Origin of the sequence: Vibrio sp. HA2012, assembly GCF_002812955.1 — a bacterium.
Taxonomy (GTDB): Bacteria; Pseudomonadota; Gammaproteobacteria; order Enterobacterales; family Vibrionaceae; genus Vibrio.
In genome coordinates, this window is record NZ_PFXK01000003.1 from 15,541 (window position 1) to 38,367 (window position 22,827).

The following is a 22,827-nucleotide window of genomic DNA, read 5'->3' on the forward strand; positions in this document are numbered from 1 at the left end:
AATAACCTGTGGGGGGATTTTTAAATGAATAAAAATCAGAAGTTATATTGTACCTAACCACTTACGAAGCTTCTCAGGCCATTTACCTGATGGTGTATCGGCTTTACGTTTATCTTTACCATGATAATAACTCGCCAGGAGTTCACTTCGTATCTGGTCTGATTCAGCATGAAGTACTTTTGCCAGTATATCTGACGTTTTCTTCGCGTGGTCATTAGCCAGACTAAAATCCATATTGAGATATCCCTGAACCATCAACCACAATTTTGTAACCAGTGATAGTTCTACAACAGAGTCAGCTTCCGGTTGATGACTATTTTTATCACCCAAAGTCTGGGCAAAAACATCATCCATAGCAGAAATAGCTTCAACTTGTGGTTCCAGTTTACTCAATGCTTCAATGTGTGATTTAGTCAGCAACCCGAGTAAAAGCAGCAAAGGGGGGTTATCCTGCTTCTGCTCACACAAACTATCAAAAAAAGAGGCCTTGCTTTCTACTGCATCCAGAAACATATGGGTTTCATTATCTGACAACGGCAATGTATCTACGCCAGCAACTTCCAGTTGCTGCTTAAGATTACTCACAATTATTTCACTCATAGCCATCAGCCCCTGACTGCCCACGATCTTACTTACTCAGTAAGTCTAGTTTACCCTGATTTCTCTGCCAGCATATCGCCGATTCGGCATTGGAACGTGATCTTTTCCGCATGTTTCCGTCTGCCGGATAAAAAAATAGCCAGTCATCAGACTGGCTACATACAATTCATAAGTATTTAATCAGATAAGATTAAAGTACTTTGATGTTTTCAGCTTGTGGGCCTTTTTGGCCTTGAGTTACAGTGAACTCAACTTTTTGACCTTCAGCAAGAGTACGGAAACCGTCTGACTGAATTGCGCTGAAGTGAGCGAATACGTCTGGGCCGTTTTCTTGTTGAATGAAACCGAAACCTTTAGTTTCGTTGAACCATTTTACTGTACCAGTCACTGTGTTAGACATAGTCATAATTCCTAATGAAATATTGTGTTAACCCGTAAGGGCATACTTTAGAAGCATGGAAAAAACAAATTGCTACTTATATACGACACAATGGAAAGGATATCTGACCAGTGGTACGGTAAATCTGTAAACAAAGCTTTTTTTTCTAGCCACGAATAGCTTAGAGTAAAGCGGCAGGATGTCAACGTAATCTTGATAAAATTTTAACTATTTATTCGATTTCGTGATCTTAAGATCTGGTGATTTTATCAGCATCTTGGTAACTGCTCTTTTCAAAAGGACGTTATCTCACCAGATTGTGTGAAAATCACCCAAACAGTTGAGTTGATGACTATTTTTATGCTTTCAGGTCTTCCATTTCCTAATTTATGTGGCATTATAAATCCATCGAAGCCAAGCGGGCATCGTATAATGGCTATTACCTCAGCCTTCCAAGCTGATGATGCGGGTTCGATTCCCGCTGCCCGCTCCAATTCCTTTCCTCTGCATCGAACTTTTCAGTTTTTCAGGTGGATAGAACATGTTTTCCAGCAGTTCCTGATTCTGACTACGGATATCAATACTAAACTGAACATCTCCGGGAATAACATTGACAGCCCCGCCTTTGATATCGCACTTGCCGACTGTCGCCACAATGCCCTGCGCTTTGACGTACGCTTCAATGGTCGTAATCATCTCAGCCGCCGCACACAATGCATCATTACGCAGCTCCAGCGGTACGGTGCCGGCATGACCCGCCATACCCGACACGTCCACAATAAAGCGTTTTGCTCCGGCGATACCGGTCACGACACCAACAGGTAAACCACAACTTTCCAGCACCGGCCCCTGCTCAATATGCACTTCCAGGTAGGCTTTGGTATTGTCGGCCGCCCGACTCGCCTTTGGGATTGCGTTGGTGTCCAGCCCAAAAGCATCCATAGCCTGCCCGAGATTGATACCAGCAGCATCTTTGATATCCTGCCATTGTGTTAAAGCGAGTGCCTTCTTCATCAGCAAAGGCAACCACATCAACATGAAAAGGCAGCTCAATATTGTTAAGTTTAAGGTTACTCAGAGCCTCAATGGCCATGATAACACCCAGAGTGCCATCATATTTACCGGCGTTGACCACCGTATCACTGTGCGAACCAATGATAACCGTGCCTTCAGTTGGGTTGCTGGAGAGCAAGCGTCCCCACTGATTTCCAACCTCATCCTGCCAGGTCTGAAGGCCAGCTTCCTCCATCCACGCCCCAAGCTGCCGATGAGCCGCCTTGTGCTCATCAGTGAGGTATGCTCTGGTGACTATTCCCTCCATGGAACTGAATGTGGCGAGTTGCTCAATTCGGTCCATCACCCTTTGAGCATTAACTTCGTCTTTCTGAACGTGAACTTTATTAGAAACCGGCATCCTTTCTCCTCACCTTTTCTTTTATTATTTTGAATACAGTTCCATAGCGGCGACAACCGCCTGCCCTGAAACGATCGGTGCACGGTGCTTAATCAGAATCGCTTCCAGGCCAGCAAGGGTAGCCAGAACACATTCCTGACGAGCGTTATAGCCCATTGTACCAATACGCCAGATCTTTCCGGCCAGCGGACCAAACGATGTACCGATTTCAATACCAAAACGTTGTAACAACTCAGAGCGGATAGCTTCACCATCCACCTGTTCCGGGATATAAACACCCACAACGTTATTCATTTTAAAGTCTTGCTGACCGAACAGTTTCAGTCCCATTGCCATCAGCCCCTGAGCCATCGCATCACCGGCAAGTTTATGACGAGCGATGACTTTTTCGGCACCTTCTTCAAGGAAGATACGCGCACACTCTCTGGCCGCATACAGCATACTTGTTGCTTCAGTATGGTGGTTCAGACGTTCTGGTCCCCAGTAGTCCATCACCATGGCCAGGTCAAAATAGTTAGAACGAATGATCTCGTCTTCACCGGCCTTATGGTGAGCGGCTTTAATACCTGCTTCCACGTGCTTTCTTCGGTTAATGACTTCAACTGCCGCTTCACTTAGCGTGATAGGTGCACTGCCCGACGGACCACCCAGACATTTTTGCAGGCCGGCAGAAACCGCATCCAGATTCCACTCGTCCACTTTAAGATCGTTTCCTCCGATGGAAGCCGTCGCATCGCAGTAAAACAATACACCGTGGCGTTTACAGACTTCGCCCAGCTCATCCAGAGGCTGGTTCATCGTCGTAGAGGTATCGCCCTGAACCGTAGCCAGCAGCTTAGGTTTGAACTGTTTGATCTCTTGTTCAACACGTTCTGCTGAAGCCACTTCACCCCATTCAAAATTGATAGTACGAACCTGAGCACCCACACGTTCAGCAATTTCACACAGAAGATGTCCAAAGCGGCCAATGACCGGAATCAGAACTTTGTCGCCCGGCTTTAAGATCGAAACTAACGCGGCTTCGATACCAGAACGTGCCGTACCGTCAACAAGCATTATCTGCTGATTCTGAGTTTCAAACACACCACGGTATAGTTCCTGTACCTGATTCATATAGCCTGTCATGACCGGATCATACTGACCAATCAGCGCAGACGATAACGCCTGATGCACACGAGGGTACGCATTGATTGGCCCAGGTCCCATCAGCAGGCGTTGTGGTGGGTTTAATGTCTCAAATAATTGTTTAGTTTCCATTGTCGTCTTCTCCATGTATTCCAAGGCCATCACTACGAGGATCGCTGGCAGCTGTCGTTTTGCCGTTGCTCTCCATCACAATCGCACCAGCATGACCCATCAATTCGCTGTTGTCCGGTACAGAGGTGATGTCATGTCCTCGTTAAGTCAGTTCATCACCCAATGCTTTGAATAATTGGTTTTCTAATCGTAATTGGTTGGTATCATCGCCCCAGGTTCGCCCGAGTAGCCAACGCGGCTCGGCAATCGACTGAGCCAGGGCCTTATCCTGGTACACAAAGCGGGTAAACAGACACGCCTGCGTCTGAGGTTGCCCTTCGCCGCCCATCGTTCCATAAACAATACGTCGGCCATCGTTAAGCTCGGCATACGCCGGGTTTAAGGTATGAAACGGTTTTTTCCTTGGTTCCAGGCTGTTCAGGTGAGCCGGATCCAGGGAGAAACTTTTTGCCCGGTTGTTCCAGACAATCCCGGTGTTCGGCAACACCGCACCAGAACCAAACTCCCAGTATACACTCTGAATAAAACTCACCATGGTGCCGTACTGATCCGTCGCGCCCATCCAGACCGTATCGCCGGTTTGGCAACTTTCGGCCACGGCATCGCCACGGACATATCCACCTGCTCCGCAAACGAATCAATCACTGAATCATCCAGCCAGAGCTGCAGCGATTTAGCCAAATGTGCCGGGTCAGTAATTTCATTATCCCGAACCAGAAAAGCCTGTTTTGTGGCTTCCACCAGCAGGTGAACATGATCGGCTTCACACGTGACTTTATCGGCCAGACGATCGTAGATAGCGAATATCAGCAGTGAAGCTAAACCCTGTGTCGGGGCATCGTGGTTATATAAACACCCTTTACCAGTATTCACACTCAGCGGCTCACCCACAGAAGCCTGATAGGCCTGCAGATCGGATAAAGAAATCGGGCTGCCCAGAGCGTCCAGATCAGCGGCGATCTGTTGCGCCAGTTCTCCACGGTAAAAGTCATCCAGACCACGTTCAGCTAACTGCTCAAAAGTGTCTACCAGGCGCAGGTTCTTTACAGAATCCCCCGCCTTCAGAACCTCTCCTACTTTGAGGAACACATCACTGAAACTGTCCAGCTGATGTAGACGGTCATAGGTTTTCACACTAGCATCATGCAGACTGTTTGTCACCTCAATGCCATTTCGTGCCGCATTGATTGCAGGCTCCAGCAACTGAAGTAACGGTAAATGACCTGAATTAATCTGCAGCACTTTATCCCACGCGGAAATCGTTCCGGAAACCGTCACCGCCGCTTCACCGCAGCTCTCAGGAAGCTCGTCACCCATCTTTTTATAATGGCTGATCGTTGCTTTCTCGGCCGCAAAACCACAGCCATCAATAGCAACAGGTGCTTTATCCTTTTCACAGATAAGCCAGAAGCTGTCGCCGCCAATACTGTTCATATGAGGGTATTGCACAGACACCATCGCAGCCGCAGCCACCATCGCCTCACTGGCCGTTCCACCGGCTTTCAGGATATCTAATCCAACTTTGGCTGCCTCATGGTGAGGAGCCGTAAAGGCTATCTGATGCTTCATAGCCCCTCCTTGTCATTAACCAAAAGTAACGCCATATTGATGAGTGATTGCTCGCTGTCAGGCAGCCCGAGAAGTGAAATGCCACACGGACCTTCTGGCTGATCCAGAACCGGAATATGCAGTTGAGGACACCCTGACAATCCGGCTATCGCCGTCAGCCCCATAAGCTGCGAACGGTATTCCGCAAGTTCACCTGCCGTAATCGCAAGTTTAGGTGGCCCTGCTGGCGTCGTAGGCAACAGAATCGAACCACCACACTCTTTCAGTAAAGCAATTAATGACTCGCGAAACTCTGCTTATTTCTGAACGCCTTGCTCGTACTGTTCCGGTGTAATAGTTCTTGCCCAACGGACACGCTCAGCAATGGCAGGGTCAAGTGATTCTTCATGCTCATTCAGCCACTCGCCGTGCCCCTGGATGATCTCGAGTCCCTAGATAGTACGGAATAATTCACTAAGCGCGGCAAAATCGCTGAACAACCCTTTGTCATCAATTTCGCAAACCGACAAGCCCGGTTGTGCTGCTGCCTCTGTTACCCGCTCAATCCGGGATAAGTACTGAGGTGCCTTCAGAGAGCTCACCACGTTAAGAACATCCGAACGGATATCAACATTCGTGTTAGCCAGAGCCTGATACGCTTTTTTCAGTACCGGTAACTGACGTGCAAATAAACCAGCCGTATCAAAACTCTTAGAAAGTTCAAATGCACAGTCGAGAGACAGTTTTCCCAGCGTTGGACGCAGACCGTAGATACCACAATAACTGGCGGGTACCCGTACCGAACCACCGGTATCCGTACCGATAGCGAAATCCGCTTCACCACGAGCTACTGCAACAGCAGAGCCACTTGATGAACCTCCGGGAATACAATCTTCCGCTTTCGGATTAACCGGCGTGCCATAATGCACATTCTGTCCGTTCAGACTGTAAGCCAGTTCATCCGTCTGCACTCGCCCGACACACTCTGCCCCCTGAGCCAAAAGCTCAGTGATAACTGGAGAAGTGCCCTCTGCAGGCTGATGAGTCGCCAGCCAGGTCGGATTACCCGCCCCGGTGACATAGCCTTTAACATCGAACAGGTCTTTGAAAACAAACCGTAACCCTGTCAGGTTCCCCAGACTAGCCGGTAACAGCTCATCGGGGCCCTGCTGGCAATACACGGTGCGATCAACATCAGTCATAATCAATCCTTACGCATGCTTCTCAGATGCAGAAGATTCAACTTGATCCTGACTGGCATAACGGTTCGCCAAAATAGCGCAGTAGAAGATCTGGATTGGGTGGTAAAGCATGATTGGCAGCAGCAGCATGCCCAGGTTCGGATCCGCACCGAAGATAACTTTCGCCATCGGAACACCAGCGGCCAGGGTCTTTTTCGTACCGCAGAATACTGCAGCTACTTCGTCTTTTCTTTCAAAGCGAACCTTGCGCGCACCCCACTGAATTGAATGCACCATAATCAGCAGAATCACACAACAGATAGCGATAGATGCTGCCAGAAGGCCAAGCGAGAAGTCGCTCCAGATATGGTTCGCAACAGAATCACAAAATGCGTTATAAACAATCAGAATAATCACGTATTTGTCGACTTTGTTTACCACCGCTTTATGTCGGTCAACAAAGCTAACCAGCATCGGGCGCAGTATCTGTCCGGCAATCATCGGCAGTAGCAGCAATTTAGCAATAGAAACCACTGAGCCAAGCAGATCCAGCTCTACGCCTTCAAATCCCATAAATAGCTGAATAAACAGAGGAGTAATAAATACCCCCAGAATACTGGATAGTGAGGCATTAAAAATCGCACCGGGAACATTACCTTTACCCACACTGGTCATGGCAACAGAAGAAGAAATCGTACTCGGCAATACAAAAAGGTAGCAGAAGCCAAACGCCAGTGCCGCTGGCATAAAGTTTAGAAAAGTATCACCCAGCACTAACCATAAAACCGGATAAAGCACAAAAGTCGCGCATTGGATATAAACATGCAGTCGCCAGTTACTGACACCTGCTTTAATTGCCGCTGGCGACAGCCCAAGACCATGCAGGAAAAATACGATGGCAACACCAATCCCGGTAAGTTTGTCCAGGTGGATCAGGCCATCCGTTTTGCCGACAGATTCGGTAAACGTCGCGAACAAAATGGCACTTACTAAGCCCAGTAAAAACCACTCTTTTTTTAATTTACTTACAACACTCATTATTTCGTCCTTTATTCCAATTCACCAAGTTGACGATAGTTGGAACTAATTGTCTGGCTAAGATTTGAAGCTCGTTCTTTCAGTAACAGAAAAGTCTCATTTACAAAGTAGGAAATCAGACTCATCGGAACGGCATAGCTGTCCAAAGGCTGTTCGTTATTCATATAACAAACAAACACCTGTTTTACGTCAGACGCGTATTTCTGGCCTGACTGATCAGTGATTAATAAACAATCGTAAGGTTTAAGAAACTCTACGATTTGTTTAAAATTCGCTACCCTGCGACGGATACCAAGCAAAATGACGAAGTCATCATCACTGATCGACGCTAAGTCTTCCCCTATTGTCTGCCCCGGAAGGGGCAGTAATTCAACATGCTTACGACATTGGGCAAGTTGCTGACGAAAGTGCATCGCTACTGGATAACTATTACGGTACCCAATAATTTTGATCCGTTTCGCCGTTGCCAGCTTCTCAATGATCTGTTCACTGTTTCCTTCTGCTAACTGAGACCATAATTTCTCAAGTGCAACCGCATCCTGACTAAATCCTGTACCGTGTAGTTCTCCGGTAATGACCGGGTTACCTTTATCACGTTCAGACATCATTTCGTTTCTCAACGCCACATGATCGTCATACCCTAGCTTACGAATGAAACGGCTTACGCTGGTCTTAGACACCTGACAAGCTTCTGCAATTTCACTGGTAGACAGCATGAGTATTTTGTCAGGGTTAACCTGAAGAAAATCCGCTATCCGCCGATTACCGTCACTAAGTGATGAGTAATGTTTTGTGATACGGGTACTTAATGAGTTATTGTTTGTCATTCGCTTTTTCCGGTTACTCCGCTTCCTGCTTTACTGTTAATGAACATTTGTGTTTTATGGATGATGTAGACACCTTCGTGCTCATTTCACAGCACACCACAGAAACAATTGAAACACAACGCCATACATACTGCAACGATCGTACCACCCGAACCAGACAAACATAACCCATTGAATATAATGGTAAAGTTTGTTTTTGCGGTTATTTTCCACTCAAAAATATTTTTATGAAGCGCCTGTTGTGGGTTGTTTTGGTGCATTTCGCACCAAAACAGAGCATTGAAAGGTTATTTGCACGAAGATTCCGGTGGTACAATACCTCAATCTTGAATAAAAGCGGTTGAGGCACCGTTATAATCAAGATATTTTACCGCACTTATTATAATTTATAGGGGTTGTCTATGTTCAAGTTACTAACACAATTTAAAGTTGTTGGTGAAGTTAGAAATATCACTAAGGCAAGTAAAATCATTGGAATATCTCAACCAACCCTAACGCAAAACCTTACCCGGCTTGAAAAATCTTTAGGGACTACTTTGTTGACCAGAAATATATCTGGAATTGAACTTACAGAAACAGGAGAAAAGGTATATCAGAACTTAATTGGTATTATCGACTCGTATGACAATTTAATTTCCAGTATAAAAAACCCTGAAGATGAAAAGAGAAAACTTTTCACCATCGGGTGTGGTTTCAACTGGACTCATACCGATTTCTTTAAACAAATAAAGAAACCCCTGTATTCCTATAATGATTTAACATTTAAAATAAAAAATGGCGATATTGTTTCATTACATGATGATTTGTTAAATAACAACTGTGATATAGCGATGGGGACCATACCGGATATTCTGGTTCAGCATGAAGAAATATCATATATTCCGGTCTTCAGAACAAGATTCATTATATATGTAGATAAAAATCACCCATTATTATCAAAACCAGTTGTTTCAGATGATGATTTACAGGAATATCAATGGGTTATATTGAGGCACAATAATGAGCCACCTGTAGTCGATAACCTTTATAATGGCTTGGTTGGTCTCAAAAATATTCAATTCAACTGTCAATCTGTTTTAGCTTCACTTTCATTAGTTCAGGATTCCAATAATCTTACCATTTTATCTGTTCAATTTAAGGAATTGGCTGAACAATATGGATTAGCTCCCTTACCAACAGCATCATCATCTCAGGAGCACCAAGTTGGATTAATGTTCAGAAAGGGCAACACATTAGCGCATAAAATTTCACATGAAATGATTGCTTGTATAGATAAAAAAGACCTGACATAACGTCAGGTCTTTTATTTACACCTTAATCATAACTTTCAATATAATAAGGTCCAGCTACTATTCCTCAATTTCCATCTTAACTGGCCCAATCAGACCGGAAGCTCGTAATGGTGCTGTCGGTTTGAATGTTGGTGCAGCAGTCCAGGTCAATGGTCTTACGCCTTCTTGCTTATCACCAATCAGTCTGTTGACCCACAAGTTAGCCACTTTGACTTCCAGAGTATTATCTTTATCTGTTAAGTACTGACTAACATCAACCCGTTTAGGTGCATACCATAATGTTGACACTTCTTTACCGTTAATAAAGATTTGGGCAACATCGCCAACCTTACCAAGGTCAAGCCACACTGCACCTTCCGCTTTATTTGCCGGCGCGCTAAAGTGTGTCTTATAACTGACTGTTCCTGAGAAGTACTTCACTTTAGGATTTGAGCTTTTTTCCAGTGGTTCAAGCTTATCCATTGTGAATGACTCTGGCAGTTCCAGACCTTTTTCAAATGTCACTTCCCATGGACCAGAGACATTAACCGTCTCAACCACTTCTGGTTTAGCCACAGTTTGCTTAGCTGCTTCAGTCGGTTTCGTTAGTACAACAAATAATGACTCTTCAGCTTTAAGCTGCAGATCAATAACAGTTTGATCCCCTTTCACTGTATAAGATACCGGAGTGTGGCTGCCATCGACAGGATTCCACAGTTCTGGTTCAAACCCAGTTGAACGAAGAGATAACTGCTCATTCATAGGAGCATTTGTACGGTTATTGATGTAATAGATATCACCGTTGTCCAGTTTGCGGTGAACAAACATCAGCTTGTCGTTTTCTAATACTTTGCTATCAGTATCAACATCATGTGTGATACCAAGCCCAGACAACGTCTGATCAAGATGATCCGTACTTTCCTCAACAACATTCGGCAGCGACCAAATCTCATTCACTAACTGAGAAAACTCAGACATATCATCGTTAAGGCTTGGGCTGACTACTGGTTTTTCACCAATAATCAAACCACCCTGTTTCGCCAGTTTTTCCAGACGCTTCAGGGTTTTCAATGTCATGTGTTCACTTGTGCCGTAAAGCGCGATAGCACGATAATGAGCACCGCCAGGGCTGACAAAGTTAGAATCGTCCAGAGTCAGGTCAGACAGCATATCCGTATTAACAAAGTCATACGCATAGTGCTTAGGTAAATCCTCAGGAACACCACTCGCAAACATCGTTGTCACCGGTGTTTCTTCACCATAGAACATAGCGACATCTGCATTATAACGACCTTGCTGCAGCATATACGCATTACGGGAAATATAATCTACCCAAGGACGAGCCATATCAGCCCATGTTTCATGGCGGTTGAAGTGTTGCCCGAACAATGCCAGAGACAGACCAGGTTTCTTATCATCGGATGGCTGGTGCACTGATGTATGAATCACCGGACGGTTAACGCCATAAGCAAATTCCAAATCAATAACATGTTTCAGATCGGCCGGTGCATATGCCCACGGAGCAAAAGCAGAGGTCATCGATTCTGCAGCAACCAGATTCTGTCCGTAAAAGTGTGACGCTGATGAAGCACCACGGATATCACCCAGCAATCCAGAACGTGGCTTACCGCCGTCACGAGGATAAGCCCACAGTGCTGCCATCGGTACATCAGTCCAGCGACGCATAGCAATATCATCACCCAGAATTGGACGCTGATCTTCCAGTGATTCACCATACACTTTCATATCGTATTCATGGGCTACTTTTGCGATCGTAGAGTAGTGAGCGTCAGCCACCAATTCAGCCAGCGTTGTCCGATAATCGTATAAGAACTGATCACTTTCTTCAGGTGTACCAACCAAAATACCGGTTAACACTGGTAGCCATGGCTTCGCATCGTAACCACGGCGTTTCTGGAACTCATTTAACAGCTCCGGAGTCCAGTTCGACGCACCGATTTCAAGGCTATCAGTCAGTAAGGTCGTAATACCTTTTTCGCCCATCATCTCTTTGCCGACAACACCTTCATATTTTTTCAGATAGGTGGTTAGGTAGTCTCTGACAGCATCTGCGTCGTATTTATCCACTTCCAGACCTGTCGCTTCTGGCGTCGCTGGGTGGTTGGTTTTACCAGTCAGTGACCATCCCAGGTGAATGATCTTCCACTCAGTTCCTTTTGGCGGAACCCAGTTGATTTCGCCTGTCGCGGACACTTTATCGCTAAGGTCAACAACCTGGCTTAAATCGATACCATTGTCCTTCGAGGTGTTCGCAATATCATAGTAATTATGAACGGTGCCAAATCCGGCTTTTACTTCAGATTCAGAAACCATTGGCTGAGCGAATAGTTTGAAATCAAGCACATCAACGGTTGGTGCAGGTGGTCTGGCCGGGAACGTTTGAGCACCCTCAACAGCGCCAAGTAGATCGGCCATTGAGATTTTTGCTTTAGGTTCCATGACAACCCGGAAGTATTTCGCTGTCACTGCATCAAACGAAATGGTCGTGGTTGAATCAAATAGAGGGAAATATTTAACAGCCTGCCACTGGCCGTCTTTCAATACTTCCAGAGTGGTACCGAACTGTTCAGGACGGAATGGGACACGGCCGCCTTTGATCAAGATACGAGCAGAGCGAACCGTTGTTGGTTTCTGATAAGCGACCTGGAAAATAGCGCGGTTGTCTTTATCGACAGTAACCGACACTGAAGAACTTAAATCATCGTCAGTAAGAGCAGACGCATCCACTTGTTTTCCGTCGATGTTAACGTTGCGGAATTCATCAAGTCGAGCGTACTGCAGCGGAACGGCAAATACGCCGATTTCACCGGAAGCGTGAGGCGCTTTTTCTGTATCTGCTGGTCCGCCAAACAGGTGAGTCAGACCCATTGTCTGGAATGGTCCCGTCTCTTTTGGAAATTCAGGAAGTGGTTTATCAATAGACTGGCCACCTTTTACAATCATTTCGGACCAGACCACTTTTTTCATGCCATCTTTAGGTTTTACCCATGGTCCGCCGGTTTCACTCCAACCCGCAGAAGAAGCAATCCCGAACTCCATATCATAGGCAGACGCTTTTTCTACCGCGTGACGAAATGCGTTTTGCCAGTCAGGTGACATATACACCAGACGGTTTTCAACGATCTGTGGCGTCCGAAGATTCGCATCAAAGTTATGTACGCCACCGATACCAACCTTGTGCATCCAATCAAGGTCTTTATCGATACCATCCACTGTGACATTACCATTCATCCAGTGCCACCATACTCGTGGACGGGCAGATTCAGGTGGTGACACAAACCCGTTTTCTAGAGCAGGTTGAGCCGATGGAGCAGATGCCGTTGTACAGCCTTGCAGGCTAATACCGAGAGAAACGGAAAGGGCTAACATGCACAAAGGGAAGCTTTTTTTACTGTAGCTCGTCTTTTTATTCATATTTACATCCTTTAACAACCCTATCATTGAGTAAATTTCACACAAAAATGTAATATTCGCCTTCAGGTAGAGTCAGTAAATTTAATAGTACCTAATATCATAAGCCGGGAAATCCCGGCTTAATTTAATGATTGATTTATATCTTAGTCGTTAATTTTTTCTTTACTAAAGACTATGTTTCCATCAATACCATCTAATCTTTGATATTGTTTGTTTATCTCTTTTGCAATATAGGCTTGTTGTCCCATAAATTTGTGAGAAATATTATCTGTTGTTCCAGCTTTAATTTCTTCACACAAGTTAATGATATTTTTAATGGTGTCTTTTGACATTTCACCTGACCCGTGAGAAACGAAATACCGGTCATACTTTCCGTCTGTTTCTTTCTTCAGTTGAGTCATGGATTTTTCATAGCTGGACAAGCCTAAAGAAAACTCATCAAACAGGAACGTAAACTGGTTAGCTGAATCGCCACCAATTAATATCCGGTCTTCTTTCAGCAAAACAGCCAGTTCACCAGGCGTATGACCTTTCGCATCAAAAAACTCCAGAGATACTCCGCCCAGATTGAACGAGTCATAAGAAGACAAGTCTTTGATTTTCTTTAGATCCAGCTGCTTACTATAGTCGCTCTCTTTCAGGTTTTTTGCATCTCTGTAGGTACCATGAATATACCCTCGTCTTGTTTCAAGCGAATTGTGTTTGGCAAACACACCTGCATCATCATGGTTCATGTAGACATTCTCAAAACGAGAAGCCCCGCCGATATGATCCACATGTCCATGGGTCAGCAGTACCTTTACCGGCTTCGAAGTAATGCTCTCAACATAACTTTTCAGGTCGCCAACACCAGCACCACTATCAATAAGTGCCGCACTATTGCTACCTTCAACCAGATACATCAGCTCATTATTAATACCATATATACGAACCATATGGTCATTAATTAATTCAGAATGAAAGAATTTTGCTTTTGGTAATGCACCTGTATTTTCAAAGTCTGAAATAGCAGCTGCTGTAGTGCCCGCACAACACATCGATATTGACATGGAAATAAATAGCTTCCCGAAATTACCTACTATACGGCTCATAAAAACTCCAATAAATTTATTTAAAGAGGATAATTACAATAAAGTAATAATCTAATATAGATAATATTTATTCTAATTCAGCTTAGAACCATAGCTGCATCTGATAACCAAATCTAACCTCAGAGCTACTATCAAGGTATGTCACTTCTTCATCACCAGCGAAGTAAGCAACCGACATAGTGACCTGAGGAGCAAAGCGTGGGTGAGATTTTAGTTGCAGAGTAGGACCGAAGGCCAGTTTATATGCTGAACCATCAACGCCATCTACACCGTCTTTGTTCGTGGAATGCATGTAGTTTGCTTCGTAGGTTAACGAAATATGGTCAGTTATTGCCTGTGATACGGTCACGTCACCAAAGATGCCTGTTTCATCAGCAGATCCGAAATACGTCGTTCCTCCGCGGATAGTATCAGGTAGAGATGCAACTTCACGGTCATCTTGTCTGTCAGTAAATTCATACATTAGCGTGGAATCAATGCTCCAACCTTCGAATTCAGTAATACTGCCATCAAATGTCAGACGCATAGATGTATCTTCTTCTTCACTCAATACGGTAATCCGGCTTGTGTTCAGATACTGAGCCAGCACACCTTTACCCGCTTGCAGTTCAACTAATGAACGACCGTCAAACATGCCGAAAAATGAGCCAGGGATCTTATACTTTCCTTTCACACTGATAGCTTGTTGTTTTTCTGTAAAACCCAACGGACTATCTAGTTCCCGAACATAAGTTAAACCAAGTTCTGCATTACCAAAGCGGTAGGCAGTATCAACAGCACTATTAGTACCTTCAGAGGCAACAATTGCACCTGGGTTGTGATCATCACTTGTATAATTAACCTGGTTTGTACCTACTGCAAAATCAAAATTTTTGCTGTTATAGCCCACGCCAGAATCGAACTCAGCTTCCTCAATAGCATAAGCCAGAGTTCTAAGACGGTGATCGAAATTACGTCGGCCAGCCCATACCGTTGCGCCTTCATCAAGGAATGGCAGCCCACCAAAACGAACAAAGGCCTGGCCACTATCAATACTGCCGTCACCGTAGCCTTCAACCTGATAGGTAAAATCAGCCCATTCGCCTGCTGTAAAGATGTTGTTCCATTTTTTCTTCATAAACAGAATAACATCCAGGTCATGCCAGTAGTCATTCCCTAGCTTACCGAATTTACCTCTTGGCTTCTGGTTAGGTGCATCAGGGTCATAATGCAAACCAACAGTTTTTGCTCTATCTAGCTCACTTTCAAAATCACCAGCGGCTTTAGCGAAGCCATGCACCTCAAAACCAGAATCAGGTTTTGCATCGTTTGCATCATTTGCTAACACTGGCAGAGATACTGCTGCTGACATGGATGCCATTAAAGATAAAGCAACCGATAGTTCCCACTTTTTCATGTTGTTCCCCTATAGCTTATTTTGAGAGAAAATAATTTCTCGTTTTTTGTAAAAAATCTTATCAAGGATTTAATTTTGAACAGATAGTTTTCAACATACCCCACCACTGCCAGTGAGAACTGGATGACATTTTATTTTAAAAGACAACCAACCCACTTAAAGTAGAAGCAGGTTAAACTATATATTTAGGTAATATCTAAAATGTAGTGCAAATAAATAAAAGCTTATTTATAAGCTATACAACAACATTCATCAAAATTATGCGCCATATAACAAAATGGTTAGTAATCACACTATCAGTTGATTCAAATCACCTACGATAATAGCTTTATGTTTTAGTAACTTTATTCTGTGAAAATATAATACCAATAAAATTAGCCATTAAGATAATAGGTTTATTCAAATGGTTCATTGTAAAACTCTATGGAAAGAGCAACAGTCGTATCAATACACATACGCCTTACCTCCACCAAGCAAGGAATAAATAATATTGCTTTTAAAATCAACATATTATAGTCACTTTGATTTGTTAGACATAACTTATTTATTTATCAGAATTGGGATATAGACAAAGTAAGAAAAATCTAACTTAGGGATAAGTGTGTCAGATATCTCACTATAATAGTGTATTGGTATTCTGTGCTTACCGGAAAATAATACTTATTTTCATCAAATGAGTAGATTATCAGTTGATAGATCGCCCATTAGATAGGCACACGTTAATAACCGTCGCGGAAGGATCACTAGAAAATATAGAGTTGTAAAGACGAAGAAATTTGTATCAGTGTAGATGTAACCACCAACATCAATCAGGCTGTTACATTTAAGATAGGAGAGGTAAACAGGGAAATCTGTTAGGTACTCATTTAAATGAGTACCTGACATTAATTAATAACTAATGAAAGTCAGTCTAGTATAGAATATTTAAATTAATGTTATTGATTAAACATTTTTTTAATCAAATTTTCCATTTTTGGTACTACGTATGAAAAATGTTCTTTATAGGATTGGCATAAATAACTCTTATTTCTTAATCCACTACTAGATGTAAGAAATCTATGTTTAGGGCATCCACCGTTACATACTTTTCTGACAGAGCAAGATAGACAATCTGTATCTAAATTCAATAACTTACCCTTTGAAAACTCTAGTTGCTGCTCAGAGCTAACCAGTTCCGTCAGATCATCATTATTAATATTGCCAATTTTGTTATCAGGAAAAACATAGTGATCACACGAATAGATATCACCATTGGCTTCCAACGCTAGGTTCGCACCACATTCCGGTTCAAAGACACAAATACTCCGGCCCCCTACTAGCTGGGTCAGGGTTTGTTCAAAATTCATAACAAAATAATGACCAATATCTTTCTCAAGCCAATAATCAAAAATTTTGTTCAAAAACTTCCCATATTTGTCATTAGGTACCGTCCATGGAGCAATATCGGACTGACCGGAAAAGTCAGGTTTAATCAGGTATAAACCTTCTTCTGTCGGTTTATTCGCTATTCTCTCAACCAATGGTATAAATTGCATATACTTTGCACCAAGTTCTTTCAATGCTTCATACACTTGTATTGGCTCATCAACATTAGTATCACTAACCACTGTCAGTGTATTAAACTCCACCCCATGTTCAGTCATCAGCCCGATGGCTTTTTTAACCATCTCGTAGGTTGCTTTTCCTGAACGAGTTTTACGATATTTATTGTGATGAACACTATTCCCGTCAACAGAAATTCCGACCAGGAAGTTGTTTTCTTTCAGAAAGGTAGCCCATTCCTTGTTGAATTTAACCCCGTTCGTCTGGAAGAAGTTATTGATGGTCTTATTTTTTGCGTATTTTTTCTGTAATTCGACGGCTTTTCTGTAAAAATCCAAACCAGCTAAAGTTGGTTCTCCCCCCTGCCAAATGAAATCAATAACATTTGCAGGTTGAGATTGAATATTTTTCTTAATGTAATTATCTAACGTTTCAGGATCCATTTGCCAGTTATGCTTTCTTTCCGGATATAAGTGCTCTTTTTCCAGATAAAAGCAATATTCGCAATCTAAATTGCAAACCGAGCTGGTCGGTTTAGAGAGTAATTGGAAGTTTTCTATCGTTGTGCTCATATCATTACCTGGCATTTCCCTGATCAGAAGCAAATTAATGTTTGCTGTGTAAGATCATGAATTAATAATTATAATCTGATATATTTTGTCATTTGATAACGATGTAATATATAAAGCCAGTTACGGTAAACTGGCTTTTTCTATTACAGGTAATCAGTTAAAGAGATTTGGCTTTCTCTTCTTCTATTGCTTTTTCAAGCGCTTCTTTACCTTTTTTCAATCCAGTTTCAAATTGCTTATAAAACTCTTTCTTGTTCAATCGATCCGGGAACCAACCCATCAGGAAGTCTTGAGTTCCATATTCCTTCATCCACTCTTTAGGGAAGTTCGCCGCTTTTCTGCCTTCAGGGCCGTGACGTTGAACAACCCCTTCAGAACGTCGTTGGTTATAAGGAATTACATTATTACCATTATGATCTTTCAGTTTTTCAAACAACTCTTTACGAAGAGCGATCTTGGTTTCAATAATATTATCATCCTTAGAATTGATAAGGTTGTGCATCTCATCAGGATCATCTTTCAGATTGTATAGCTCTTCTGTCTCCCAAAGGCCGTAATATTGAATATACTTGTAAGTATCATTACGAACCGCGAATGTTGTTGGTGTATACGGGAAGTTATATTCCCAGAAATACTCATAAACAAACGAGGAATCACGTGGCTTAGCTGGTTTTTCACCATGAGCCAGAGGATAGAAGCTGGAACCGTCGTACCAGTCCGGAGTTTTAACTCCAGCCGCATCAAGGAGCGTTGGTGCAATATCAATGTTAGCGACCACATCTTCAACCACACGTCCTTTATCAAAACCAGGACCTGATGCAATCAGCGGCACGCGAATAGACGCTTCATAGGCAGTACGCTTATCCGTCAGACCATGTTCACCAAACTGGAATCCATTATCACCCATCAGCATAATAATTGTATTATCAGCCAGGTTGTGATCTTTCAGGTATTTCTGAACCCGGCCGACACTATCATCCACCGATCTTAGTGTTTCATAGTAATCGCGCTGGAATTTATTCAGGTCAAGATCTTTCATATATGGGAAATCCACACCGTGCCAGCTATTACGTTGGTCTTTCACCCAGCGAGGCTTCCCTTTATAGTTTTCTTCAGTGTCAGCATAACTAGCTGGTACAGGGAATTTTTTGCCTTTCAAAGTATCAATGTGTCGAGGAGCAGGAAGGAAATCCGCATGCACACCTTTATGAGACAGATAAATCATAAATGGCTTATCTTTATCACGATGATCCAGATAATCCAGCGCATAATCAGTCAGCTCATCAGTAATATAGCCTTTCTGATTTACCATCTTGCCATCAATATTCAATTGCGCAGGTTTACCCATCATATTTACAGGGTAGTAATCCCCCTGACCAATCAGACCAACCCAACGGTCAAAGCCTGCGAAACCGGCTTTTGCTTTTTCCTCGATGCCACCAAAGTGCCATTTACCAAAGAAACCCGTTTGATAGCCCGCTTTGTGAAGTTCCTGAGGAAAATACTTCAGCTTCTCCGCAACTGGGTTCGGATTGTTATCCGAAATACCGTGGTTATGTGAATACAGACCAGTCAGAACACTTGCCCGGCTTGGAGAACTCAATGAACTAGTTACAAAAGCATTTTTAAAATGCACACCATTTGCAGCCATTTTGTCCATATTTGGAGTAACTGCCGCATCGTTCATAAAACCTAATGCATCATAACGCTGGTCATCAACAATGATATAGACAATATTTGGCTTAGCATGCGAAGTGCTGGCAGCGTCAGCACTTGCAGCCGCCTGTGCTGAACCAACAAATATTGCTGGCGCACAAGCTACTGCAACTAAGCTTGATAAAAATTTCTTTTTCATAAAATATCCCTTAAGTAACAATTTAATTAAGTTAATTCCTACTACTCAGAGTCAACTAGTAATTCACCTTGTGATTCAATAATGCTCTTATACCACCCAAAACTTTTCTTACGCTTACGCTCTAATGTGCCGTTACCTTCATCATCCCGATCAACGTAAATAAAACCGTAGCGCTTAGACAGTTGTGCCGTTGAAGCACTAACCAGATCGATAGGTCCCCAGCAGGTATACCCCATCACATCGACGCCGTCCTGAATCGCTTCCCCGACCTGATACAGGTGGTCGTTTAAATACTGGATACGGTAGTCATCGATAACTTCGCCGTTTTCTTCCAGTACATCTTTAGCGCCGAGTCCGTTTTCAACAATGAACAGAGGTAACTGGTAACGGTCATAAAGAAAGTTCAGAAGGTAACGTAAACCCACGGGATCAATCTGCCATCCCCACTCCGAAGCTTTCAGGTGTGGGTTCGAGATCATTTGATGCATGTTACCTTTGGCTTTTTCCAGCTCTTCCGGGTCAGCACTGGCGCAACCGGTCATGTAGTAGCTGAACGAAACAAAGTCGACAGTTTCTTTCAGTGCTTCTTTATCTTCTTCGGTAATAGTCAGATCGACACCAAGTTCTTTGAACTTGCGTACCATATAGCTTGGGTAATAGCCGCGAGCCTGAATGTCACCAAACATCAACCATTCACGGTTTTCAGTCAGTGTCTGCATGACATCATTCGGATGACAGGTCAACGGATACAGTACCGCTCCCAACATCATATTGCCGATTTTGGCATCCGGTATAATGTCATGACACGCTTTTACTGCTTTCGCGCTGGCAACCAGTTGATGATGAATAGCCTGATAACGGGTTTGCTCACTGCAATCACGAGGCAAGCCAGAACCAGTAAAGGGTTCATGCAGTGTCACGTTAATTTCGTTAAACGTCAGCCATAGTTTGACTTTGTCTTTATAGCGATTAAACACAACTTTGGCATAGTTCTCGAAGAAACCGATCACTTCACGGCTTGCCCAGCCTTTGTATTTATCTGCCAGGTTCAGTGGCATTTCATAGTGAGACAGTGTGACTAACGGCTTAATACCGTATTTCTCCAGCTCAACAAAAATACGGTCATAATATGCCAGACCCGCCTCATTCGGTTCCGCATCATCACCGTTCGGGAAAATACGGGACCAGGCGATAGACACGCGCAAACAGGTAAAACCAATTTCATTAAACAGGGCGATGTCTTCCGGATAACGGTTATAGAAATCAATCGCCACATCTTTAATATTAAAATCACCTTCTGTGCGGTACACCAGTTCACCCATCGCACCAAATGGCTGAACATCAGATGTCGACAGCCCTTTACCATCAGTCAGGTGAGACCCTTCAATTTGGTTGGCGGCCGTAGCGCCGCCCCAAAGAAATGAGTCAGGAAAACGAAAACTCATAACAACTAACTCCTCAACTTTCTTGTTTCTTATTTCGCTTCAGCTTTTGCTTCTGCTAATACATTTTCAGCTGTTTCTGCTTTACCATTTACCTGACCGAACATCATAGTCAGTACTGCCGCAAGAATAATGGCCAGAATGGAAGCAAAAATAGATACCCAGATAGTCATATCAATACCCGTTGGCGGGATAAGCTGCGGAATAGTTAATACACTTGGTAATGAGAACGAGTAAACCCGAACCTGAAAGTAACCGATGATAGCTGCGCCAATTGAACCGGCAACACAAGCACATACAAAAGGACGTTTCTTCGGTAGATTCACACCGTAAATGGCAGGTTCGGTAATACCGAAGATACCAGCAGTACATGCAGAGCCCGCAATGGCTTTAAGCTTGTAATCTTTCGTTGCTAAGAAGACACCCAGTGCAGCACCAGCCTGTGCCAATACCGCTGGAATCAGAAGCGGAGTCATGCTATCGGAGCCCGCGATAGCCATATTGTTTAGCAAAATAGGAACGAAGCCCCAATGTAAGCCGAAGATAACAAAGATCTGCCAGCATGCACCCATAATCAGACCAGCAACAACAGGGCTTGCGCTATAGATTAGCGAGTAGCAGTGAGCCAAAAATTGACTGGCGGTGGTGGCTGCAGGCCCAATAGCAAGGAAGGTCAGAGGTACGGTCACCATAATGCAAAGCAAAGGTGTAAAGAAATTTTTCACTGCATCAGGGAGTACCTTATTGAACATTGGCTCCAGTTTACAGGATACCCAGGAAGCAAAAATAATTGGCATAACCGACGATGCATAGTTCATGAAGATGATCGGCATCCCCAGGAATGTCAATGCTTCATAGTCGGCCGCATGTGATGCGTCGAACGCCGCGATCATAGTTGGATGAACCAATGCGCCACCAATGGCCATAGTAACAAAAGGGTTGCCTTTAAATTTCACACCAGCGGTATAACCCAATGCGATTGGGAAGAAGAAGAAGATTGCATCACTAGCTGCAAACAAAATTTGATAAGTACCGCTATCTGGAGTGATCCATTGAGCTGCGACAGACAGAGCCAGAATCCCTTTGAGGATACCTGAAGCCGCCATAATCCCTAGTAGTGGAGTGAAAATGCCTGAAATAATGTCGATAAACGTACTAAGAATACCACTTTTTTCTTTCTTTTCTGCTGGCTCAGATGCTACAACACCACCCATAGCGCCTTGCAGTGCAGCAAACACCTGGCTTACATGGTTACCAATAACAACCTGAAACTGACCGCCACTTTCAACAGCCGCAATAACACCATCCAAAGCTTTAACTGCGTCTTTATCCGCTTTTGAATTATCATAAAGTTTGAATCTCAAGCGCGTAGCACAATGCACGACACTCTCTACGTTTTCAGCCCCACCGATACCTTTTACAATATCCGCTGCAACTTGTTCATATGCCATATAATTATTCCGATTAATCAATCAACTAAAATACTGATGATAAAAATATTCAAGAAATTATCTTCAGATATAGTCCATAGCCATAAACCTGGTCTTTTTAAGATAAATTTCAAGCCCTAGAAATAGGTGATTACCTATATAAAAATATAATTAAATCAATAATAATAAATATAATTTAATTTAATATTAAAAAACAAAAATCAATCCATATGTAGATTTCTGCTTTATTAAAATACTATCAACAATTTCATTTTCTATATAATAGGATTATCAGATGGCTATATTGAAGAAACCTATAGAATGTTATCTTTTAATCAATAACATACTGGCCCCCCTATACTCAGACCAGAAACAGGGTATGGAGAGTAAAGTTTTATTATTATTTTCAATAGGTTAAATTATCTTACAGAAGAGTTCGGTACTCGGGAATTTGTGATATTTGGGATTTGAACATGCTAAATTTTTTTCGTCTTAGGGTTCAATGTGATTAATGTCACATTAAACAAACCCTAAAAGAGAACCTATGAT

At 43.2% G+C, this 22,827-nt stretch carries 15 protein-coding genes, 1 tRNA gene and 2 pseudogenes; 2 read left to right on the forward strand and 16 right to left on the reverse strand.

Annotated elements, in window-relative coordinates:
- Positions 1-42: 42 nt before the first annotated feature.
- Together CSW98_RS06330 and cspE are read right to left on the reverse strand one after the other, a co-directional pair.
- Entirely contained in the window at positions 43-600 is a 558-nt protein-coding gene (locus CSW98_RS06330) for a hypothetical protein (RefSeq protein ID WP_157810345.1), read from the reverse strand.
- Positions 601-790: 190 nt separating this feature from the next.
- Positions 791-1,000, reverse strand: coding sequence for a transcription antiterminator/RNA stability regulator CspE (gene cspE, locus CSW98_RS06335; protein ID WP_100799638.1), 210 nt, complete (start codon positions 998-1,000; stop codon positions 791-793).
- Positions 1,001-1,397: 397 nt separating this feature from the next.
- Between cspE and CSW98_RS06340 the strand changes: the two genes are divergently transcribed.
- Positions 1,398-1,472: transfer RNA gene (locus CSW98_RS06340), tRNA-Gly, on the forward strand.
- Here CSW98_RS06340 and CSW98_RS17810 read toward each other — a convergent pair.
- From CSW98_RS17810 to CSW98_RS06370, 7 genes and pseudogenes are all read right to left on the reverse strand, one after another.
- Positions 1,424-1,921 (reverse strand): peptidase dimerization domain-containing protein, encoded by a 498-nt coding sequence (locus CSW98_RS17810; protein WP_332871198.1) that lies wholly within the window; start codon positions 1,919-1,921, stop codon positions 1,424-1,426. The two genes, CSW98_RS06340 and CSW98_RS17810, sit on opposite strands and share 49 nt — an antisense overlap.
- Positions 1,833-2,393: a M28 family peptidase gene (locus CSW98_RS17710; protein WP_232733484.1), complete on the reverse strand. Its 561-nt coding sequence runs from the start codon at positions 2,391-2,393 to the stop codon at positions 1,833-1,835. Before CSW98_RS17710 ends, CSW98_RS17810 begins: the two co-directional genes overlap by 89 nt.
- A gap of 24 nt (positions 2,394-2,417) precedes the next feature.
- On the reverse strand, positions 2,418-3,650 hold the full coding sequence (pucG, locus tag CSW98_RS06350) for a pyridoxal-phosphate-dependent aminotransferase family protein (RefSeq protein WP_100799639.1): 1,233 nt from the start codon (positions 3,648-3,650) through the stop codon (positions 2,418-2,420).
- A pseudogene (locus CSW98_RS06355) lies at positions 3,640-5,219 on the reverse strand (gamma-glutamyltransferase family protein). The gene pucG and the pseudogene CSW98_RS06355 overlap by 11 nt, the downstream one beginning before the upstream one ends.
- Positions 5,216-6,400, reverse strand: a pseudogene (locus CSW98_RS17880) (amidase family protein). Before CSW98_RS17880 ends, CSW98_RS06355 begins: the two co-directional pseudogenes overlap by 4 nt.
- Positions 6,401-6,409: 9 nt before the next feature.
- Positions 6,410-7,417, reverse strand: coding sequence for a bile acid:sodium symporter family protein (locus CSW98_RS06365; RefSeq protein ID WP_100799640.1), 1,008 nt, complete (start codon positions 7,415-7,417; stop codon positions 6,410-6,412).
- Between the two features lie 11 nt (positions 7,418-7,428).
- Positions 7,429-8,244, reverse strand: coding sequence for a MurR/RpiR family transcriptional regulator (locus CSW98_RS06370; protein WP_100799641.1), 816 nt, complete (start codon positions 8,242-8,244; stop codon positions 7,429-7,431).
- A gap of 401 nt (positions 8,245-8,645) precedes the next feature.
- On the opposite strand from CSW98_RS06370, the gene CSW98_RS06375 reads away from it, so the two are divergent.
- Entirely contained in the window at positions 8,646-9,536 is an 891-nt protein-coding gene (locus CSW98_RS06375) for a LysR family transcriptional regulator (RefSeq protein ID WP_100799642.1), read from the forward strand.
- A gap of 57 nt (positions 9,537-9,593) precedes the next feature.
- On the opposite strand, the gene CSW98_RS06380 is transcribed toward CSW98_RS06375, so the two are convergent.
- From CSW98_RS06380 to CSW98_RS06410, 7 genes are all read right to left on the reverse strand, one after another.
- Positions 9,594-12,950, reverse strand: a complete 3,357-nt coding sequence (locus CSW98_RS06380; protein ID WP_198517292.1) for a glycosyl hydrolase — start codon at positions 12,948-12,950, stop codon at positions 9,594-9,596.
- Positions 12,951-13,093: 143 nt separating this feature from the next.
- Positions 13,094-14,041, reverse strand: coding sequence for an MBL fold metallo-hydrolase (locus CSW98_RS06385; protein ID WP_198517293.1), 948 nt, complete (start codon positions 14,039-14,041; stop codon positions 13,094-13,096).
- An 82-nt stretch (positions 14,042-14,123) separates the two neighbouring features.
- Positions 14,124-15,437, reverse strand: a complete 1,314-nt coding sequence (locus tag CSW98_RS06390; RefSeq protein ID WP_100799643.1) for a carbohydrate porin — start codon at positions 15,435-15,437, stop codon at positions 14,124-14,126.
- 935 nt (positions 15,438-16,372) lie between these two features.
- Entirely contained in the window at positions 16,373-17,551 is a 1,179-nt protein-coding gene (locus CSW98_RS06395) for an anaerobic sulfatase maturase (protein ID WP_100800028.1), read from the reverse strand.
- 157 nt (positions 17,552-17,708) lie between these two features.
- Positions 17,709-19,406 carry a sulfatase family protein gene (locus CSW98_RS06400; protein ID WP_100799644.1) on the reverse strand — a complete coding sequence of 566 codons (1,698 nt, stop codon included), beginning with the start codon at positions 19,404-19,406 and terminating at the stop codon, positions 17,709-17,711.
- 41 nt (positions 19,407-19,447) lie between these two features.
- Positions 19,448-20,851 carry a glycoside hydrolase family 1 protein gene (locus tag CSW98_RS06405; RefSeq protein ID WP_100799645.1) on the reverse strand — a complete coding sequence of 468 codons (1,404 nt, stop codon included), beginning with the start codon at positions 20,849-20,851 and terminating at the stop codon, positions 19,448-19,450.
- A gap of 29 nt (positions 20,852-20,880) precedes the next feature.
- A complete protein-coding gene (locus CSW98_RS06410) occupies positions 20,881-22,299 on the reverse strand; it encodes a PTS transporter subunit EIIC (RefSeq protein ID WP_100799646.1) in 1,419 nt (472 codons plus the stop codon).
- Positions 22,300-22,827: the final 528 nt, after the last annotated feature.